The following is a 16,830-nucleotide window of genomic DNA, read 5'->3' on the forward strand; positions in this document are numbered from 1 at the left end:
ATCAGGCTCCGGGTGCGAAGATGAATAGGAGGGCTTCACGCGGTAGCGGCTTTTCCAACAGCAATGAGAAGACGAGGTAAATCAGGATCATGAACACCAGCGCCACGATCAGCGCATAGATCCCCTGCCGAAAACCAAGTGCCACCGGCAGGGCCAGCATTAAAAGAAAGGACGCGGTGTAAAAGCCCAATGGCACAACCAACGCCACGTAGATCGTCGAGAGTACCGCCGCGATGAACATTTGCGTGGGCGCGCTTATCAGCGCCCGCGGCTCGTTACGGCCTGAGCGGAGGGCCTTGACCGTCACGGCTCCGCCAAGAAGCGCCAGGATCAGGCCGAGCACCATCGGGTAATTCCCGCTGGCCCCGGTGTAATCGGTCGCCTTCCAGGCCGCGGCAATGCCGAGGCCGGCAAAGAGCAGACCGAGCACGATATCCTGACGCTTCTCCATGGCTCAGAGCCCGAGGTTCTTGGAGACTTCGGCCAGCGCGTCGTATTCGGCCTGCAGCCGTGCGCTCAGCTCTTCGCCCTTGACCACGTTGGGCACTTCGCCCTTTGTGGCCAGGAACTCGACATAGGACGGGTCGTTGACCGCCTCGTCAATCACGTTGGCCAGCTTGTCGATGATGGCCTGATCGAGACCTTTCGGCCCGAGAATGGTACGCCACAGAAGCGTTTCCTTGTCGCCAAGCCCCAGCGCCTCGAGCCCAGAGGCACCCGTCAGGGCCGGCACGTCGGCGGCGGACGTCACCAGCGGACATTTGGCCTCACCGTTCTCGACGTAAGGAAGAACGGTTGAGATCGAGCCGCCGTAGATGTCCACGTGACCGCCGAGGAAGTTCTGCAACGTCTCGCCTGCGCCGCCGAAGGGGATGGCGATGGCGTCGATCCCCTTTGCCTGGAAAATCCGCTCGGCCGCCAGCTGCATGGTGCCGCCGATGCCGTCATTGCCATAGGTGTACTTGCCCGGGTTGGCCTCCAGTTCGGCGAGGAATTCCTCGCCCGTGGTGGCCGGGAAATCGGACTTCACGCAGAGCGTATAGGCGGTCTCCGAGGTCGAGGCGATGGGCGTGAAGCTGTCGAGCGAATAGGCCACGTTCTGAACCTGCGGCACGGTGGTCAGGGGGCTGTTCCAAGTGGCAAACAGCGAATAGCCGTCCGGCTTGGCCTGCATGAACTGCGAGGCCCCGACCGATCCGCCGCCGCCGCCCACGTTCAGGATCGCGATCGAGGTACCGAGCTTTTCCTCCAAAAGGATCGCCAATTTACGGGCGCTGGTGTCGGTGCCCCCGCCGGCGCCGGCTGGTATGGTCAGTTCAATGGCACGTTCTGGGTATTCTGCCAGTGCGGGGGCGGCCAGCGCCGCGGCGGCGGACAGTCCGAGCAAAGTTGTCTTAATCATCATGGTCTCTCTCCCTTGAAATTGAAGTCGTCAATTGATTTCGCTGCGATAGCGGAAGCCCTCGGCATTTCCGCTGGCGATGCGCCATTCGACGGGCTTGCCCTCGATGTCGAAGGCTGTGCGACATATTATTGCCAGAGGATCATTCGTACGGATGCGCAGTTGTTGCGCCACTGCGTCGGAGGCACGCCCGAACGACACTTCGTCTGTCGCGCGTTTCACCAGCACGCCGAAATGCTCGAAATAGGTAGGATAAAGCAGCGGTCCGAAAGCGGTGTCCGGCAGGGCTTCGAAGCCAGAAAACCGCGCTTTGGGAATGTAGATCTCTTCGAACAGTACCGGCTGATCGGCCAAGCTGCGCAGACGCACAATCTTTATCACATCCTTTGTGCCAAGCGCCCCGGCAGCCTCTGCGGACGCTTCTGCTAAGCTGCGCTTGATCATTTTGCTCTGCGGGATTGTCATCGGCTCACCGTTGCCCTCACGCATTGGGAAGAAGCGGAACAGGGTGGCATTAAAGGACGGCGCACGCACGTAGGTACCCGACCCTTGGCGCCGCTCCAGAAGGCCCTCTCCCACCAGTCCGTCTACCGCCTTGCGCACCGTGCCTACAGAGACGTCGAATTCTCGCGCCAGACGCGCCTCCGAAGGGATCGGCTGGTCGGGCGTCCAGTCGCCCGCAGCAATGCGCGCCGTCAAGGTGTCGCGCAACCGCGCATAGGCTGGCAACCGTGCGTCAGCTATAGCGAATCTGGTGCTCATTGTCGTCCTCCCAAGAATAGCTTAATGGATATTGACCCATTCAGTCAACTGGTCATATATATGAATTAGCCAAGGAGCACATTATGATCCAGTTCGACTGCCATGCGCATGTGTATGAAACGACCACTGCCGTCGACGGGGCGCGGTACGTCCCTGCCCGACCGGCGCCATTGGCGGATTGGCTGGGCCATCAGGAAACACATAAGCTACAAGGCGGCGTCATCGTGCAGGTCAGCTTCCTTGGAACCGACAATTCGGAGATGTGCGCAGCACTTTCAAAATTGGACCGTTCGCGCTTCGCGGGAGTTGGTGTTGTCCCCATGGACGTATCCGACGAGGAACTGGACCGCCTCGCGCACGCTGGAATGCGCGGGGTTCGCTGGAATCTCGTCCGTGGCGCGGTAATCCCCCACCTAAACGCGCCCCCAACACAGCGATTTTTGGCAAAATTGAGAGACCGGAACCTGCACCTCGAGCTTCACCTTGAAGGCCCGCGCCTCGCACCGGTCCTTCCTGCGCTCGCAGACCAGGGGGTAAACCTGGTGATCGACCATTTCGGTCTACCGTCTGACCCGGACCCGCACAACGATCCGATGATCCGAGCGGTTGCCGAGATGTATGACCGAAGCGCGCTGTATTTCAAGTTCGCCGCGCACTACCGCATCCCATTCGACATCACGTTCCATGCCAGCGAACTACTGGGTGTACTGCCCGACAGTCACGTTGTCTGGGGCAGTGATTGGCCGCATACCCAGCACGAGGACCACACTGGCTATGCCGACGTCTGGTCCCGCAACAAAGAGTGGCGCAACCTATCGAGCAGAACCGCAGCGAGAAGGCTGTATGGAATACGCTGAATTCTAAGCGGGATCGGCCCAACCCATCTGCTGCGCCGGAATCTATATGCGCCCAGTTAAAATGCAGCCCGGAGATTACAGCGGCCGGCGCGAGCCAACTCGGGGGCCCCCACCGCGATGCATGTATTCGCTATCGGCCCTTAGCGGCCCTTCGTGGTGAGCGCGGCAAAGGTCCGCTTGAAGCCCAGAGTGAACAATGCTGCGGCGCGCATCAATGTCCGGTCTGGCGCGAACTTCAAACAGGAACTCGAAATTTCGGGCTAAAGCCGACCCTGCAAAATGATGGGTCAATTCCAGAATGAAATCGACGACGAAGCGATGATGTGTTCGTCGATTGCGTCGGACATTTCGGCCCAGTTGATCGAAATGTCGTCTTGTTTTGGCAGTTCGGGCACCGCATCGAGCGCAAAGACCGTGATCATATATTCATGGCGCGCGCCGGGTGGGGAGCATGGGGGGGTGTAGCCCGTTATGTTGCGGTCTTTATCCGCTCCTTCATGGCCAACGGAGTTCGGGTTACCCGCGGGCAGATCGGTCGTCGTGGCCGGAATATCCCACAGCAGCCAGTATTGGCTTGGGTCATCAACGCCTTCGGTCGTGTTCTGGGGATAATGGTGCATGATCACGGCGAAACTTTCGGTGCCGATGGGTGCATCGGACCACTGCAATCCTGGCGTGAGGGCCGCGCCCCCGTCACGGGTGCATTTAAAATCCAATGGCAGGTCCCCACCATCATTGATGGTGGGGCTGGTGAGCGTAAAGTCGCCTTGCGCGTTGGCAATGCCGCCAATGGCGAAACAGGCAAGCGTGATCGCAAGAGTGCGGATATTAGAGGTCATCGGCAGAACTCACCTGCCATGACATCGCCACCGTTGGTGACTGTGCTGGTGGTGTAGTCATAGCAATTTTCAGTGCCGGACGGCGCGTAGCGGATGTAATAGTCCTGCCCTTGATAGCTGTAATCCATGCTCGCGGAGCCATCCTCGTTTCGCGTCATGACCAGATCGTCAACGCCGCCCTGTGGGGGGCGACCCGGTTCTGCTCCGTCGCCGGACACCGCCGTCATCGGGCGAACGCGCGGCAATTTTTCAAAATCGGTGACCACACCCATGAGGCACTGCACGATATAGGGCGCGTCTTTGGATGTGTGATAGCGATAGCCAAAATCATCGCCTGGCTGCCCGTTACACACGTCAAGCGCGCCCTCTGCGATGATGGTTCCGTCGGGATTGTTGTCGCCGTAAATCGGGAAGCCGTCAAAAGCCCAGCCGATGATGGCATCGTCTTCGCCCGCGTTGTTCATCGCATCCATCATGCAGGTCGGCGCGACGTGGTAATGGTAATCATCCCCGCGCCCTGCATGGCCACCGCAGACGTCCAGCTGGCCGGTTTGCAACGTGTCATGTTGTGCTTGGTGGTGGGCCAGATCGGCCTCGCTCATCTCGCCGCCGCCAGTGTAGTCATAGATTGGCACACCGTTCACCGCCACGCCAAGGGCGGCATCCCGCGTCAGGGGCGTGCCGCTAAATTCCGGGGCCAGGATGATCGGCGCGCCGTATTCAGCCGGCACTGGGATTTGTTCATTAGTACCAACGATCCCTGTCATCAATTCATGATCGGGGAAGGTGTCAGACGTCAGCGTCGCGTGATCGTCTGTGCAGGTTACCGTGACGCTGTCGGAAAATCCGGCATCTTCAACGGAGGCCGTCACAGCGGCGCAGTGGTCTTCGTGGGCAAACACAGGCGTCGCGACAACCAGCAACAGTGGTGCTGCGGTGCATTTGATAAGTCTGTTCATGGGGATGTCTTTCAGTCTGGCAATTAATTGACGGTCAGGCGGCACAAAACCGTGTTGCTTTGTTCAAGATCGGGGCCCCAGATCAGCTTTGCGGTGTCGTCCCATGTGATGTCGTCGTAACCATCTTTCGGGCTGACATCCTGTGCAGAAAATACGCTGGCGGCGAGCCAATCAGAGGCGTCGAATTCTGCGGTGTCCCAACCCTCTGGCTCGTCGGATGCTTCAAACCCACAGGCACCCTCACCGACGACGGGATTACTCTCGCTTTCGCAGGATTTGTCGAACGGTGCGGTATGGATCACCTCACACGCCCAGCCCGCATCGCTGACAGCGACGGTTTCGCCAGCGGCATTGCGGATCTGGAAGATGATCCCGCCGTCGCCCATCTGCTGACGGTTGGTGCCGATATATTCCAGACCTGTGTTGTTTTCTTTAAAATCCTTGGCGACAACGCCGATGGTGAAGGGGCGCTCTGCCTCAAATTCGAAGCTTTCGGCGTTAAAGGAGCGTTCGGTTGTGATCGGCACGCTGTCCTCGGCCACCTGCACGCCATCCACGCGCATCTCGAACCAGTTGTCGGCCCATACATCGGCGGAAAATGTTTCAGCAGTGGCGGTGGTGGCGATCGTGGAGCACATCAGGAGTGCTGCGAGATGACGTTTCATGGGGTGATCCTCTTACAATTAACGCGGTTACACGTTTTGGTAGATTATACGCAGCAGGTGTGAATTTCCGACGCATTAAGGCGATCTTTTCGCAACAGAGTCCCATCGTCAGATGATGCGTCACCCCACTTGTCGCCTTGGTGGACAGGAGGACGATGCTAAATAACAAACAGGAGTGTTGGAACCATCGGTCGATCTCCTGCAACGGAAATTCGGTTTTCCACCGCTTTAAACTTTTTTCGGGGGTTAAAGCCGAACTAAAGCCGCCATTGGTATCGCGAATCCTAAAGGCGGCTTTGTCCGCAGTGCGAATTTTGGGGTGTGGTGCGGCAAACTTCCAGAGTGAGCCCTCTACCGAATTCCTGCAGCGCAGTTAATTTCTGCCATTGAGGTGAAGGCAAAGTCTATTGATGACCGATTCAGTTATGAACGAAGTTCGTGGCAGCAGATAACTGGGCTTTATGCGGGTATGCCGAGGAGGGTTTGTAGAACATCCGCAGTTGAATGAGCCTAAGTGTTCGGCATCTTGAAAGTGAATACCGTTTCCACGTGGTCAGATTGGACCTTCAATGTGCCATCGTGGCCTTTTGCGATCTCGGAGGCGATGAAGAGCCCCAAGCCCAGCCCCTCGCGGCTTGGGCGATCATCACCCCGCTCGAACGGCATGAAAAGGGTCGGCATCTTGTCGTCGGTGATCCTCTCACCCCCGTTAGCGACGGAGAGCGTGAAACTATCCTTGGTAGCACGGGCTTTGACCTTAATAGGCGACCCTTGCGCACCATGAGTTATTGCGTTTGCGAGTAGGTTTGAAAAGAGTTGCGACACGCGCGGCGGGTCGCAGTAAACCGGGACAGGCAGGTCGACGTCAACCTCGATTGGTTGGTTAGGCGCGACAGCCTGGAGTTCAGCTATGATCTGGTTCAGAGATGCGCCAAGGTCATCGGTCCGAACGCGCTCAATGACGATCCCGGCACCACTTCGATTGCGAGCCTGATCCAGTAGGTTCTCGATCAGCAGGCCCATGCGATTTACCGATGCCCGCATCAAGCCAACAAGATCCTTACCGCGGCCGTCGATGTTGCCTTGCTCGATCAACCGCAAACCAGATTTCAGTGCATTGATCGGGTTACGCAGATCATGTGCCAAAATGGCGATGAACTGTTCCTGCACGCCAGCAAGCTCGCGTTCGTGTGTCAGTTCAGTTTGGCTCTGCGAGAGTGCTTCATCAGCATCGAGGCTTTCGCCGACCAACTTTGCAAAGAGCCGAAACATCGAAAGTATGCGGTCGTCATTCAATTTGTGAGGCTCTGGATCGATGGCGCAAAGTGTGCCGAAAAACGACCCATCAGCGCGGCGTATCGGGACCGATATATAGCTGCGGAATCCATATCGGGCAGGGCAGTGGTGGTTGGCGTAGTTCGGATCATCGTGAACGTCGTCGATGACAATCTCGCGGTCATATTGCCTGACCTCGTGGCAAAGCGTGCTTTCCACGTCCAGTTCATCGCCCGGTGTAAGCCCGAAAGATATATTATCTACTGCCCGGCAAGTCACCCAACGCGATGTTGTGACCCGAGCGATGGCTGTAAACCCCATCCCGGTCGCCAGCTGAACTGTTTCAAGCAAAGTAGGGACGGCTTTGCTGCGCGCAATCGCATCGATATCATTTTGAAAGTCGTGCTGCTTCATCATAGATGATCTAATTTCCAAACGCATGCGCACGGCTCTGCGCTACTCAACTATCCACACTCATGGCGGCCTCTCAAGCATTTAGCATAGAAATTGCCCACTTAAAATCTGTTCGACGAGACTTACAATTACCACGTTTCTCGCACACCAGACCGCAGCAGCGCTCTGCTTAGCTTGCGTCCAAGCGATTATGCCTTCTCGGGTGAGGTCAACTTAAAAAAGGGCAACCCTTTTTGGAACGGTTCGCTGGACCGGACATTGGTCCACTTCCCACGAAGGTCCGTTTAGTCCGCATAGCGGACTTTGGCCCAGACCGTAGCGAACGACTGCTTCCCGCCCCCTCTGTCGGAGTTTGTTGCTCTTCAATCCTCCAATATCTGCGCAATGATCAAAACGTCCGCTGATGTCACATCGTCGATGACGACATACGGTCCAAGCTCATCCATGCTCGGATTGATGCGCACCCGAAGGGCATTGGATACCTTTCGCAGAACCGAATGCCTAGCATGGAGCTTCAGCCGCGCCGGCAGTCCGCCACTAGCCTGACCGCGGACACTGTGTTCAAACTTCGCTGGCCTGCGATTTTTCGAACCAATACCCACAGGTCCTAAAGCACTCTTGAACCCGTCCGAAACCAATCGCATCCACCTGCGAGATGCTGATCGTCCTACCGCCCCCAAGCGGGTGATTGAGTAAATTTCTGAATAGGCGGACGTGCCTTCTGAGGTTCTTGGAACCCAACCATGATGAAGTAAAAATGTCCCGACCATATCGTATGGACATGAGCCGGCGCCGGAGCGGTTGAGAGTTGAAACTTGGGTTCGCGAACGTAACCGTCGAACGTTATAAGGCATGAAGTGCCTCCTTTGGGAAAGAGCGATACAAGCTGGTTATTTGGGAGCCGAGTTCTCTTTGTTCTCGCCCGGCTTCTCTTACTCAATGTAATGGCGGTCGGTTGATCACCTGCTCGACAGAATCCAGCATTCTCGCGACTGATCGTAGGCTTATGAGCTGCGGAGCCTTGATGGCCTCGATGACATCCTTAACCGCACCAACTGCTTCGGGAGGGAGGTTCCGCTCAGTGCCCGACCGATCCGCAAATCCAAGCAGGTGCTCCATCGAAAGAGGCGAGAGTTTTAAGGGCGGGCAGCGGCTAAGAAACGGTGCTGGCAACCCGTCCACGCTGTTTGCGGTCATGACCCATGTTATCCAAGACATATCAAAAGATACGCGGAAATAGGGGCAAGACCACTGCGCGGCCGTAGAGCGCTCGAGAAATGGCAAGAGACCTTCGGACAAATTAAACCGTTGCCCTCTAAGGGACTCGACCGTGCCAGCTTTCTCAATCTCATCAACCACGATAACCGGGTTCGCGACACCGCTGGCCATGATGGATTCCAAGGGCTTGCCTGGCCCTGCAGATCCCCAACCACGTTGCGAACCAGTCACGGAGAATGACGCGGGTTCGCCGGTAGCTTCAATCACTGACGTCGGCACCATCAAATGCTGCGCCAAGGCGCGGGCCCAAAAAGTTTTCCCGATGCCAGGTGGCCCGACCAAGAGCAGAGGTTTCAACCGTGGTGCCAGATCACCGTTGCGCACAGAGGCGCGCATGTCCTGCCAGATCCTCGCCGTTGCTTCTGCCATCCAGGGCATCTCGGAATGGATGGAGGAAGCAATCTCATCGGCGCGGTGTTCGGATTCGACAGAAATTAGTTCTGCGCCGTGGCGGAACACTTCCAGCCTTTGGCGGTCTTTGTCAGCAAGATGGCCCATGCCCGACCTACGAGACACCGCATCCTTGTAGGCTGCTATTTTGCGCTGGATGTTGCGCCGATCTCGGTCAGAGATTTGATTGTCTGGTTTGCATTTGCCCATCTGCTCTCGGAAATTGATCAGGTGCTGTTTCAACCGATGTTCAATGTCAAAGACCGACGGGGAATTCGGGTCCGGGAAACTCACGTCGGCGAATTTGATGCGTGGCATTTGATGTCCTCTCATAGCCGGTTCACCAACAACTTGGCGACCAGCATGCGACAGCGCGGGGCTGCCTTGGGTTAATCGAGAGGATCCGGATCCATGAGAACGTTATGAGAACATCTAACAGCTTCCGTCAACCACCGTGCCTCGCTCCCAGGCCATCAACGAAAGATGCCGACCCTTTCGGATCGGCATTTTACAAAGTAATCAATTTCAATCACTTAACGCACAGTGGAAGAAATAGACCTGGAAAGTGGAAGACAAATCAGCCGAAATGGCGCTGAATTGCCCGCCGTTTCAAACTGCCTCTGTTCTAACAACCATAACTTAGCCATCAAGACAAACTAAGCCATTGATTTATAAGACCCGAAAGTGAAACCGGGCGAGTGACTTGTCCATTATGCGAGCATAAAGCGGCCATAAGCTTACAGGCATTTGTTTGAATTGAAACCAGTTTACTTTTCGAAAAATAAAAAGCCACCCCGAAGGGTGGCCAAGGCGTGTGAACTGTCGATCTCAATATCCTGACAACGTTACTGACTTGAGAACTACTCTGCGGAATGTTTTCTCAGTTGGCTTATTAGAAAGAAAACATAGTCTGCGACTATCAGAGTGTTTATACTATTCTGATGCGTGCTGTATTCTATTAAGCCATGTATCGCGGCGTGCCGGTTCGGAATTTCATCAGCTTCAAACCGCGCCAGAGCCTCAGCCGTCTTAACCTTGTCGTATAGATGAGCGTCCAAAATCTCGAGTAAATCCAAGGGAGCCGTATGGCTCAAAACAATCCCTGCAGGCATCTTCCATACTATGTTTCGAAGCTCCTGCAGGCTTGCAGCATTCCCCCCGACCTCAATTTCGAAAGCTTTTCTGAACTCCATTTCAACGTAGGGAAGCAATGTGAGAACTACTGAACGAAACAGTCCATGCCGGTGGCACTTAAGTGCGTCGTGCATGGCGCGCTTGGCCTCCTCACCAACATTGTAATCTTGGAGGTCGCGCTGAAACTGCTCTTCGACAGTGTCCCAGTTTGTTTCGTAGAACTCAGCAACCAGGGGGCCGAACTTGTCAGGCTTGTCTTCGTCAAAGAGATCCCAAGGAGTGGTAGCATGAGGCAAGAGACCTGGTGCCTGTCGGAGAGAGTCCTTTGCTTTCTGGTGCTTTTGATGCTCGGCGAAAATAGGTTGCCAAGAAACGCGCACGTTTTCGAATGCCTTTTGGATCTTTTTAGCATCCGCCTCTATTCTTTTTTGCACGCCCTGCAACGCCACGGTAAGCTCACGGGCCTGCTTGGTCCACGCTCCTGATAAGTCCGCAAGCGCTGCTGATATGTCTCGAGCGGTTTTTCCTGCACTACGATTTTCTGTCAATATTCCGTCTCCTAATTCGTATGATTGAAATTTCACTTCCTTTTATTTGGAGTTCAAAGCGCCGAGAAGGGCCCCCTATGTTAAGTGAAGAGATCCAGTTCGAGAATGCTGGCTCGGTAGAAGTCCACACCAATCTCGGCCCTGGGTAATACGGGACGAATTCCTCGCCGCTTTAGTCGCCCAACAACCTCCCCTACCCGAAGGCCATAGCGCTCTGCGATCTGCGCCGGATGAATGTACCGGTCCTTGAAGTCAGCGAGGATCTCAGGGTCGAACCTTGGAATTTTGCGGTCACCGCTGGGTCCGGCGATCCAATGAACGGGCAAGCTTACCTCCTCCCCACAGCGATCCGTCAGGAGCCACCCGACGTCCCTTGGAATCTTAAGTGCCCCGAAGGCAGCCATTGGTGAAAAGCCTTCCGTACAGACTGCTACGTGCCGGTTGACCTCAACCGGATCTACGCGAAGTGCGGCCATCCCGTTCTGACCAGCCTGGCGGAAAACACGTTCGAGAAAACCGCCGAGTATCATGTGCACCACGGTAACTGCCGGCACCTTGGCTTTCTCCGCGACCTTCGAGATCGGCGCGAACCCGTCGACCTCAACATCCAGTTCAACCGCTTTCGCGTGGAGTTCGCCAACCAGCTTGGTGATCTCTTCGCTATCTACGGCCTTCTGGGTCCGCCCCCTTGTTCCCGGCCTCCCGTAGTAGATGGGAGTGAGCAGTCGGTCGGAAAAGAGCTGATCCACCAGGGGGCGAGCACAGCCCAGCGCATGAGGCAGAGAAATTACATGCACCATCCGCGTCACGCGACCAGCGACGTCACGCCCTTCTTGTGCAGGGATCGGATAGTGGGCAGGCGCGTTCTCAGGTATCATCCCTGCTGCAACCAACACGTCATTTAGGGTCCGAGAGTCCAGATCTTGCTCGTGGGCCAATGAAGCGACCGTATGAAGCTGACGCTCGCAGAGTTTCTCCCCGAGCACGTTGGTTCCAGCCGACAGAGCGATATTTTCGAGAATAAAAGCGCGTAAGATGCGCGCAATGTCGCCCGGCTCTTTATTTGAATTTGGATATGCGAGAGCCTTGTAGAGGCATCCGAAGATCCTTTGAGCGCCAGGGGTACCGTTGGCATTGTCGAATTGTCTGAGCTGCATGTCCAACGCCTCCCGGATCCGAACCTCTCCACCGGAAGTGAATGCGAAGCCGAGGCGACCAGCGTGATCCCAGTCATTAAAGGTCAGCTCCGGCAACCTTTGCCCTGGTCCGTACGCGATTAGTGCCCCCAGAAGCTCGGACGCTCGGACGGACTGCTCCAGTGACTGCGCATCCAACCAATCGGGACCAGCTTTCCCGTTAAGGCGGTTGATGACGTATTTCTGAAGAGGGGATATCGAGCGTTTTGTGCCTTGAGCAATCAGCGCCTCAAGTTGCTCACCCCGCTCGGGTACACGGCGGTCAAGTTCGTGAAACGGATCGTCCCATCTTTTTTTGGTCCGACGCATCAGGGCAATTTTGTGGCGGGGGCACGTTCTTACAACTGACAAAGTCCAATGCCAGCGACCGCGACGCCCGGCCCCACGGTCATCCTCTGCAAGACAGGCTGGACAAAACATAGTGTGAGGGTTCGCTAAGAACTCCGCAGTGACCAGCTCACCACGGAGAACATAGGTCCGCCCCCCGAGCGGTACCGGAGCGTTGGCGCGCAAATCGCCAATGGGAACACCAGAGAGCCCAGCCAAACGGCTAAGTGCCTCTTCCTTATTAGCAGCCATATCTTCAGGCTCAAATTCGAGATCGCGGAGAAACGGAATTATTCGGCCGCCAGTGTGTATCCCAGCCAGACGTGCCGCATAAGACAGCGGACTCTCCTCGGGGTCGAATGGGACGTGGGGCGCGAGCATCATCACGCCCCTCCCCAATTCAGCTGCGCCTCAACCAAATTGATTTTGGCCCAATGGCGAGCAAGGAAAACGTTCTGCCCCATGCCACAGCCTTCCTGCATTCCCCAGCTCTCGGCGAAATGCCTGATCGCCAATTCATTCGCATCGTCCAGAGCTGCCGCTTCGAGCGCCGCAAGAATGTTCTCGATGCAACGCCCAAAACGGTTGCGGCTGGCGTGGATCAGCCGATCCACGAGATCTTCCTCAGAGGGTGGCTGCATGCCGGCTGCGTTGCAGAAATTGGCGATGACCTTCGTGAGCGCTTTCCGATCGGTAATCGGTGAGACATCAGCAAGCGGCAACCGCCAATAGCGACGCGTGACTTGCGCATCGCAGGATGCAATCTGCCACAGGCTTTCGATGCCGCTCAGCACTACACTGACCGCCCCCTCGCCCTGCATCAGGTTGCGAAGGATCTTTAGGGATACGTCGACCTTGTACTTGCTCCCGGCACCGAACAGATCATGCGCCTCGTCGATCCATAAGACAGCGGTGCCGCGTAGTTGAAAATGGTGCCGAACTTTCCGCATAATGTCGTATTCGGTCTCAGACCGGCGCGGGACCGAGGGATACCCACTGGCCTTAAGAATTTCGATCCCGAGGCTCTTCGCAGTCGCCGGGCTTGGCACCCGAACTCCGACCCACGGTTGATGGGCAGCATCGCGTGGCTGCAACGCGGGATGGGTCTTGAGCCCATGAAGGACCATCGAAGTTTTCCCGCCACCGGCGGGCTCCACCACGGCGATACCGCGCGCATCGCCGGCCTTGTTATAAAGGCGGGGCTTTGGGACTGGTTCTCCCTGTTCATTTCGCTGCAGCAGCCGGTCGAGATAGCTCCTGAACTGTGTGTCCCGCGACGTCGAGAGATACCCATCTCGCAGCCGTTCCACGACTGCGAGTTTTTGGTTAATGTTGATGTTTGGTGCATTCATGGTCATTCGTCCTCCAAGACCCATTCGTCGCCATCGTCAGCCGCATGATCGGCATCGCCAGGCTCATGATCTGAAAATTGGAACGCTCGGTGATCGCCGGAAGAAGTTTCCCCTACGTCATCCCGATTATTGCTATCTAAGGTTTCCGAAGTTGCTGATACGGCCGTTGGAAGGCTTGTTCCCCAGCTGCCTCGGTCCTCATCATAGGGGCTCTTTGGCTCCATCTCGGAGGTCTTGAAACCGATGAACAGGCGGTCTTCCTCATAATCTACGCGCCTGTCGGGCCAATCCTCCATGATTAGACCGACCCGCGTCATGGCGGCGCTGTTGGTTTCCTTGATGTAGTCGATCGCCTGACGGACGACCGCAAAGTTGACCTCAGCGCCCTGAGCGTTCTGCGCTCGAATTTCCGCAGCGGCGTTGACCCATTCCTGTGCAGAGACCCCCTGATACCTATCAAAGACTGCTGGGACCTCATACCACCGTCCACTTAACTCGACCCAGATGCCGCCGATATCCTCGGGATACCACCGGATGGCGACCTTTCGATCTGCCGACTTGGTCATGAAATGGGCCAGGACTTCCGAGTGATAGCGGACCCCCAGAATGGTGATCCCCTGCTTGGTTACGGTGCGTTGCCGCTCGTGGCCAAAAATCAGGCGTCGACGTCCAAGATCAGGCGGGGGCTGGACGCCAAATTTTTCTACCAGCCGGTTCCAGCAATCCAGAGGAGTCTCACCGTTCAATCCACTATGCGGCGTACGATGATAGACATCGACGATGTAGCGAACCAAGACTGTGCAGAACTCTTCCGGATTGAGGGCGGCACGTTTTACTGAGTCATAGTCACCGCGCTCGACGCTGTTGCTGAAAGTCCGCCCGCTTAACCTCGGCATTAGTTGAGTTGCGAATGTTCCGAATACTCGTTCGATGCGACCTTTTAGATGCGGATCGCCGGCCGGGCAGTACTCCACCGTTATCCCGAGATCTGAGGTCCGGGCCTGGATCAAGCTCGAGATATTGTAGCTGGCACAATCCGTTACAATGACCGAAGGCCAACCGAATTGGTTCCAGGGCGTGAGGCCACCGCAGGCATCTCCCCAGACACCCTTGTCCCGCATCATCATCTCGATTACGCGCAATGCGCTTTGCGAGTTCGGCGTGCGCGAGATGACCATCCCGACAATACAGCGGGTTGCGCAACAGATGGCGACGGTGATCCACCAGCGTGCTTTCTTCTTGTCGAGACCGAGTTTCTTCTTTTCCTCTTCGGTCAGATAGTGAAACAGCCCCCCTTCCGCCGTGAGGGTTACGGCGTCGGCCTCCCACTCATCGAACTCGACTCTTTGCATTGGCCGCTCTACCTGCAGCCCCCTGCCTACCGGCGCGAACTGCCGGTTCGCAGCTTGGCGACCATGCCGCGTCAGTGTCATGTCGAACGGATTGAGCTTGCGTATCGCTTGGCGCACGGTCTCGCGTGATGGGCAGACGATTTCTGGCTTACCCACAGTCCGACGTCGCTCGTTCTCTTCAACGAAGGCTGTTTGCACTTCTTCAAAGATGATTGCCTGGGAGGGACGCTGGTCGTTCAGATACCGGCTCACGACCTGCCCCATGATCATCAATTCGTCAGCCGTAAGACGACGGTCCCGATTTCCGCGGTCCGACTTTCTGTCGTAGAGGCCTGTCAGGCCAAAACGCCGCTCGTTGCGCTCCCATTCGAGCACAGTTTTCGCACCCAGCTTGCCCGGCACTGGCAGCATATCCCCCCATTCTTCTGGCGTGCCTTCCAGCAGAATTTCCCCCGCGCGCAGTTTGATGGCCCCTAAGACGGGTTTGATAGATGTAGCGTTCCGGGTAACCTTGATGGTCTCGTCATTCAGAAGTTCACGGAAAGCGTTCACCACCGCCAAACGCATCCCTGCTTTTTTCTGCGCCTTAGTGGGTCTCAACGAGAGGAGGTCACCATCCGGCAGAGTTCGCTGTCGCAGATGCTCAGGCTGATGCTCGTTCGGCGTGCACGCGAAACTGCCGACCGAAAGATAGCGGCTGATCTCGGCATTGGTCATGACCTGGGGCACGCCCGCACCTTTCGCAGCGACGAAAATGTGCCCCTCCTCTCGGGTCTGAAAATATCGGTGCGGCTGGCCCCCGATGATGATGCCATCGTATTCGGAAAACGAGAATTTGGGCTGAACGGGGCTTGGCTTGGTGGCGATCATTTGAAAATCCTCCGGCAGACGTAAGCCTCGTGGGCGATACGGACCTTGATGACGAGTTTGAGTTCGTGAGAGCGGATCAGACGAACGATGGCCCGGAAGCCACGAGCGCCGAGATCGATAGCGTCGACCAAATCCTGGATTTGCACCGAGGCGACCATTTCATTCACGATCCTGCGTGCAGTCGCATCGGCCTCAGGGTCAGGGCGGCGCATTTCGTGCAACATCTCGGCGTTGAAGAGCTCGACCGGATCGAGATCCCGCTCGGTCATAATGATCACTTCATCTGCAAAATCCGGCGTCACTTGTGCTGCGATCTGTGCCAACTCCTGTTGAACCTTGGGCTGGCGCCGGCGGTACTCGGATTTCACCATGATCGCCCGACGTGAGCCATCGGCCATCAAAACGCGGAAATCGAAGTGATGCGTCGCGGTTTCGCCATTCGGCTTCACCCATTTGAACGGCACTTGGTTCTCCAAGCCCACCACATCAGGTCGAGCGATGGTCACAAGAGCCGTGCACAGTTCGGTGTGGCTCTCGATATCCATGGTTTGACCTTCGTCAGACCCAAAGGTGAACTGGCCGGTGAAATGTGTGCGGCGACCTTTGGCGACCTTCCGGGATGTTTGAATCCGCTGCGGCATCATGAGGCCGCCATCCGACAAATAATTCATGCTTTTTCCTTTTGGCATGAGGGTATCGCTCGCCGGAATACGCTCCGACGCTGCCCGAAGGCGGCGATACTGATTTCTGATTTTGTTTCTTGCCCACCTGATGTCAGGTGGCCCTGGGTGCAGGCCTCAGCTTTGGGCTTGCGATATTTTGTGGCCTATTCTGTTCCCTTGACCATTGTCGTTCCTCATCTCTTGGTGGTGACCTCTCAATCGTCGCCGAGCTTCGGCGCTGTTGACTGAAAGGTTGGCTGACCGCCTGTTTCACGAAGAAAAATTTGCATCCCGGTCGGTGTGATCTGCCGTTCAGCCTTCGCTTGAGGACGAGAAACTACCCATTGCGCGCCCCCCAACAACAGCTGATTTTGCTCAAAATAAATTTGCTGAAATCATTTCCGTCCAAAGTAAAATGATCCCAAGGGGCTCTGCGATCCAACGCAAGTACCTGAATAAAATCAACAATTATCAAAATGTCACGAGTAACGTTAGAGAGGAGACCACACGAAAAAAGTTGATCGCTAATGAAGCCGGTTGAAATGGCG

The 16,830-nt window shown here is 56.3% G+C and carries 14 protein-coding genes and 1 pseudogene; 1 reads left to right on the top strand and 14 read right to left on the bottom strand.

The genetic code is table 11. The features are described from left to right. Window position 1: 1 nt before the first annotated feature. Genes WNY61_RS13035 through WNY61_RS13045 form a run of 3 tightly spaced genes read right to left on the bottom strand, consistent with a single transcriptional unit; the run spans window position 2 to window position 2,164 of the window. A complete protein-coding gene (locus WNY61_RS13035; protein ID WP_342851862.1) occupies window positions 2-451 on the bottom strand; it encodes a tripartite tricarboxylate transporter TctB family protein in 450 nt (149 codons plus the stop codon). Window positions 452-454: 3 nt separating this feature from the next. Beyond that, on the bottom strand, window positions 455-1,405 hold the full coding sequence (locus tag WNY61_RS13040) for a tripartite tricarboxylate transporter substrate binding protein (protein WP_342851863.1): 951 nt from the start codon (window positions 1,403-1,405) through the stop codon (window positions 455-457). Window positions 1,406-1,432: 27 nt separating this feature from the next. Beyond that, on the bottom strand, window positions 1,433-2,164 hold the full coding sequence (locus WNY61_RS13045; RefSeq protein WP_342851864.1) for a GntR family transcriptional regulator: 732 nt from the start codon (window positions 2,162-2,164) through the stop codon (window positions 1,433-1,435). A gap of 83 nt (window positions 2,165-2,247) precedes the next feature. On the opposite strand from WNY61_RS13045, the gene WNY61_RS13050 reads away from it, so the two are divergent. After that, window positions 2,248-3,021, top strand: coding sequence for an amidohydrolase family protein (locus WNY61_RS13050; RefSeq protein WP_342851865.1), 774 nt, complete (start codon window positions 2,248-2,250; stop codon window positions 3,019-3,021). Window positions 3,022-3,308: 287 nt separating this feature from the next. On the opposite strand, the gene WNY61_RS13055 is transcribed toward WNY61_RS13050, so the two are convergent. The 11 genes and pseudogenes from WNY61_RS13055 to WNY61_RS13105 form a co-directional block, all read right to left on the bottom strand. After that, entirely contained in the window at window positions 3,309-3,860 is a 552-nt protein-coding gene (locus WNY61_RS13055; RefSeq protein ID WP_342851866.1) for a YbhB/YbcL family Raf kinase inhibitor-like protein, read from the bottom strand. Beyond that, entirely contained in the window at window positions 3,857-4,819 is a 963-nt protein-coding gene (locus WNY61_RS13060) for a YHYH protein (RefSeq protein WP_342851867.1), read from the bottom strand. Before WNY61_RS13060 ends, WNY61_RS13055 begins: the two co-directional genes overlap by 4 nt. 23 nt (window positions 4,820-4,842) lie before the next feature. After that, window positions 4,843-5,484, bottom strand: a complete 642-nt coding sequence (locus WNY61_RS13065) for a PEBP family protein (RefSeq protein ID WP_342851868.1) — start codon at window positions 5,482-5,484, stop codon at window positions 4,843-4,845. Window positions 5,485-5,994: 510 nt separating this feature from the next. Beyond that, window positions 5,995-7,176: a GAF domain-containing sensor histidine kinase gene (locus WNY61_RS13070; RefSeq protein WP_342851869.1), complete on the bottom strand. Its 1,182-nt coding sequence runs from the start codon at window positions 7,174-7,176 to the stop codon at window positions 5,995-5,997. 933 nt (window positions 7,177-8,109) lie between these two features. After that, window positions 8,110-9,159 carry an AAA family ATPase gene (locus WNY61_RS13075; protein ID WP_342851870.1) on the bottom strand — a complete coding sequence of 350 codons (1,050 nt, stop codon included), beginning with the start codon at window positions 9,157-9,159 and terminating at the stop codon, window positions 8,110-8,112. Between the two features lie 542 nt (window positions 9,160-9,701). Next, entirely contained in the window at window positions 9,702-10,523 is an 822-nt protein-coding gene (locus WNY61_RS13080) for a hypothetical protein (protein WP_342851871.1), read from the bottom strand. An 80-nt stretch (window positions 10,524-10,603) separates the two neighbouring features. Then, window positions 10,604-12,028, bottom strand: a complete 1,425-nt coding sequence (locus tag WNY61_RS13085) for a hypothetical protein (RefSeq protein WP_342852019.1) — start codon at window positions 12,026-12,028, stop codon at window positions 10,604-10,606. A 12-nt stretch (window positions 12,029-12,040) separates the two neighbouring features. Next, a pseudogene (locus tag WNY61_RS13090) lies at window positions 12,041-12,430 on the bottom strand (TniQ family protein); the annotation flags it as partial. Continuing rightward, window positions 12,430-13,398, bottom strand: coding sequence for a TniB family NTP-binding protein (locus WNY61_RS13095; protein WP_342851872.1), 969 nt, complete (start codon window positions 13,396-13,398; stop codon window positions 12,430-12,432). The pseudogene WNY61_RS13090 and the gene WNY61_RS13095, both read right to left, overlap by 1 nt. A 2-nt stretch (window positions 13,399-13,400) precedes the next feature. After that, a complete protein-coding gene (locus tag WNY61_RS13100) occupies window positions 13,401-15,620 on the bottom strand; it encodes a Mu transposase C-terminal domain-containing protein (RefSeq protein ID WP_342851873.1) in 2,220 nt (739 codons plus the stop codon). After that, complete coding sequence (locus tag WNY61_RS13105; RefSeq protein WP_342851874.1) at window positions 15,617-16,291, bottom strand: hypothetical protein; 675 nt, start codon at window positions 16,289-16,291, stop codon at window positions 15,617-15,619. The genes WNY61_RS13100 and WNY61_RS13105 overlap by 4 nt, the downstream gene beginning before the upstream one ends. Window positions 16,292-16,830: the final 539 nt, after the last annotated feature.

It is taken from the genome of Sulfitobacter sp. AS92 (assembly GCF_038900015.1).
GTDB lineage: Bacteria > Pseudomonadota > Alphaproteobacteria > Rhodobacterales > Rhodobacteraceae > Sulfitobacter.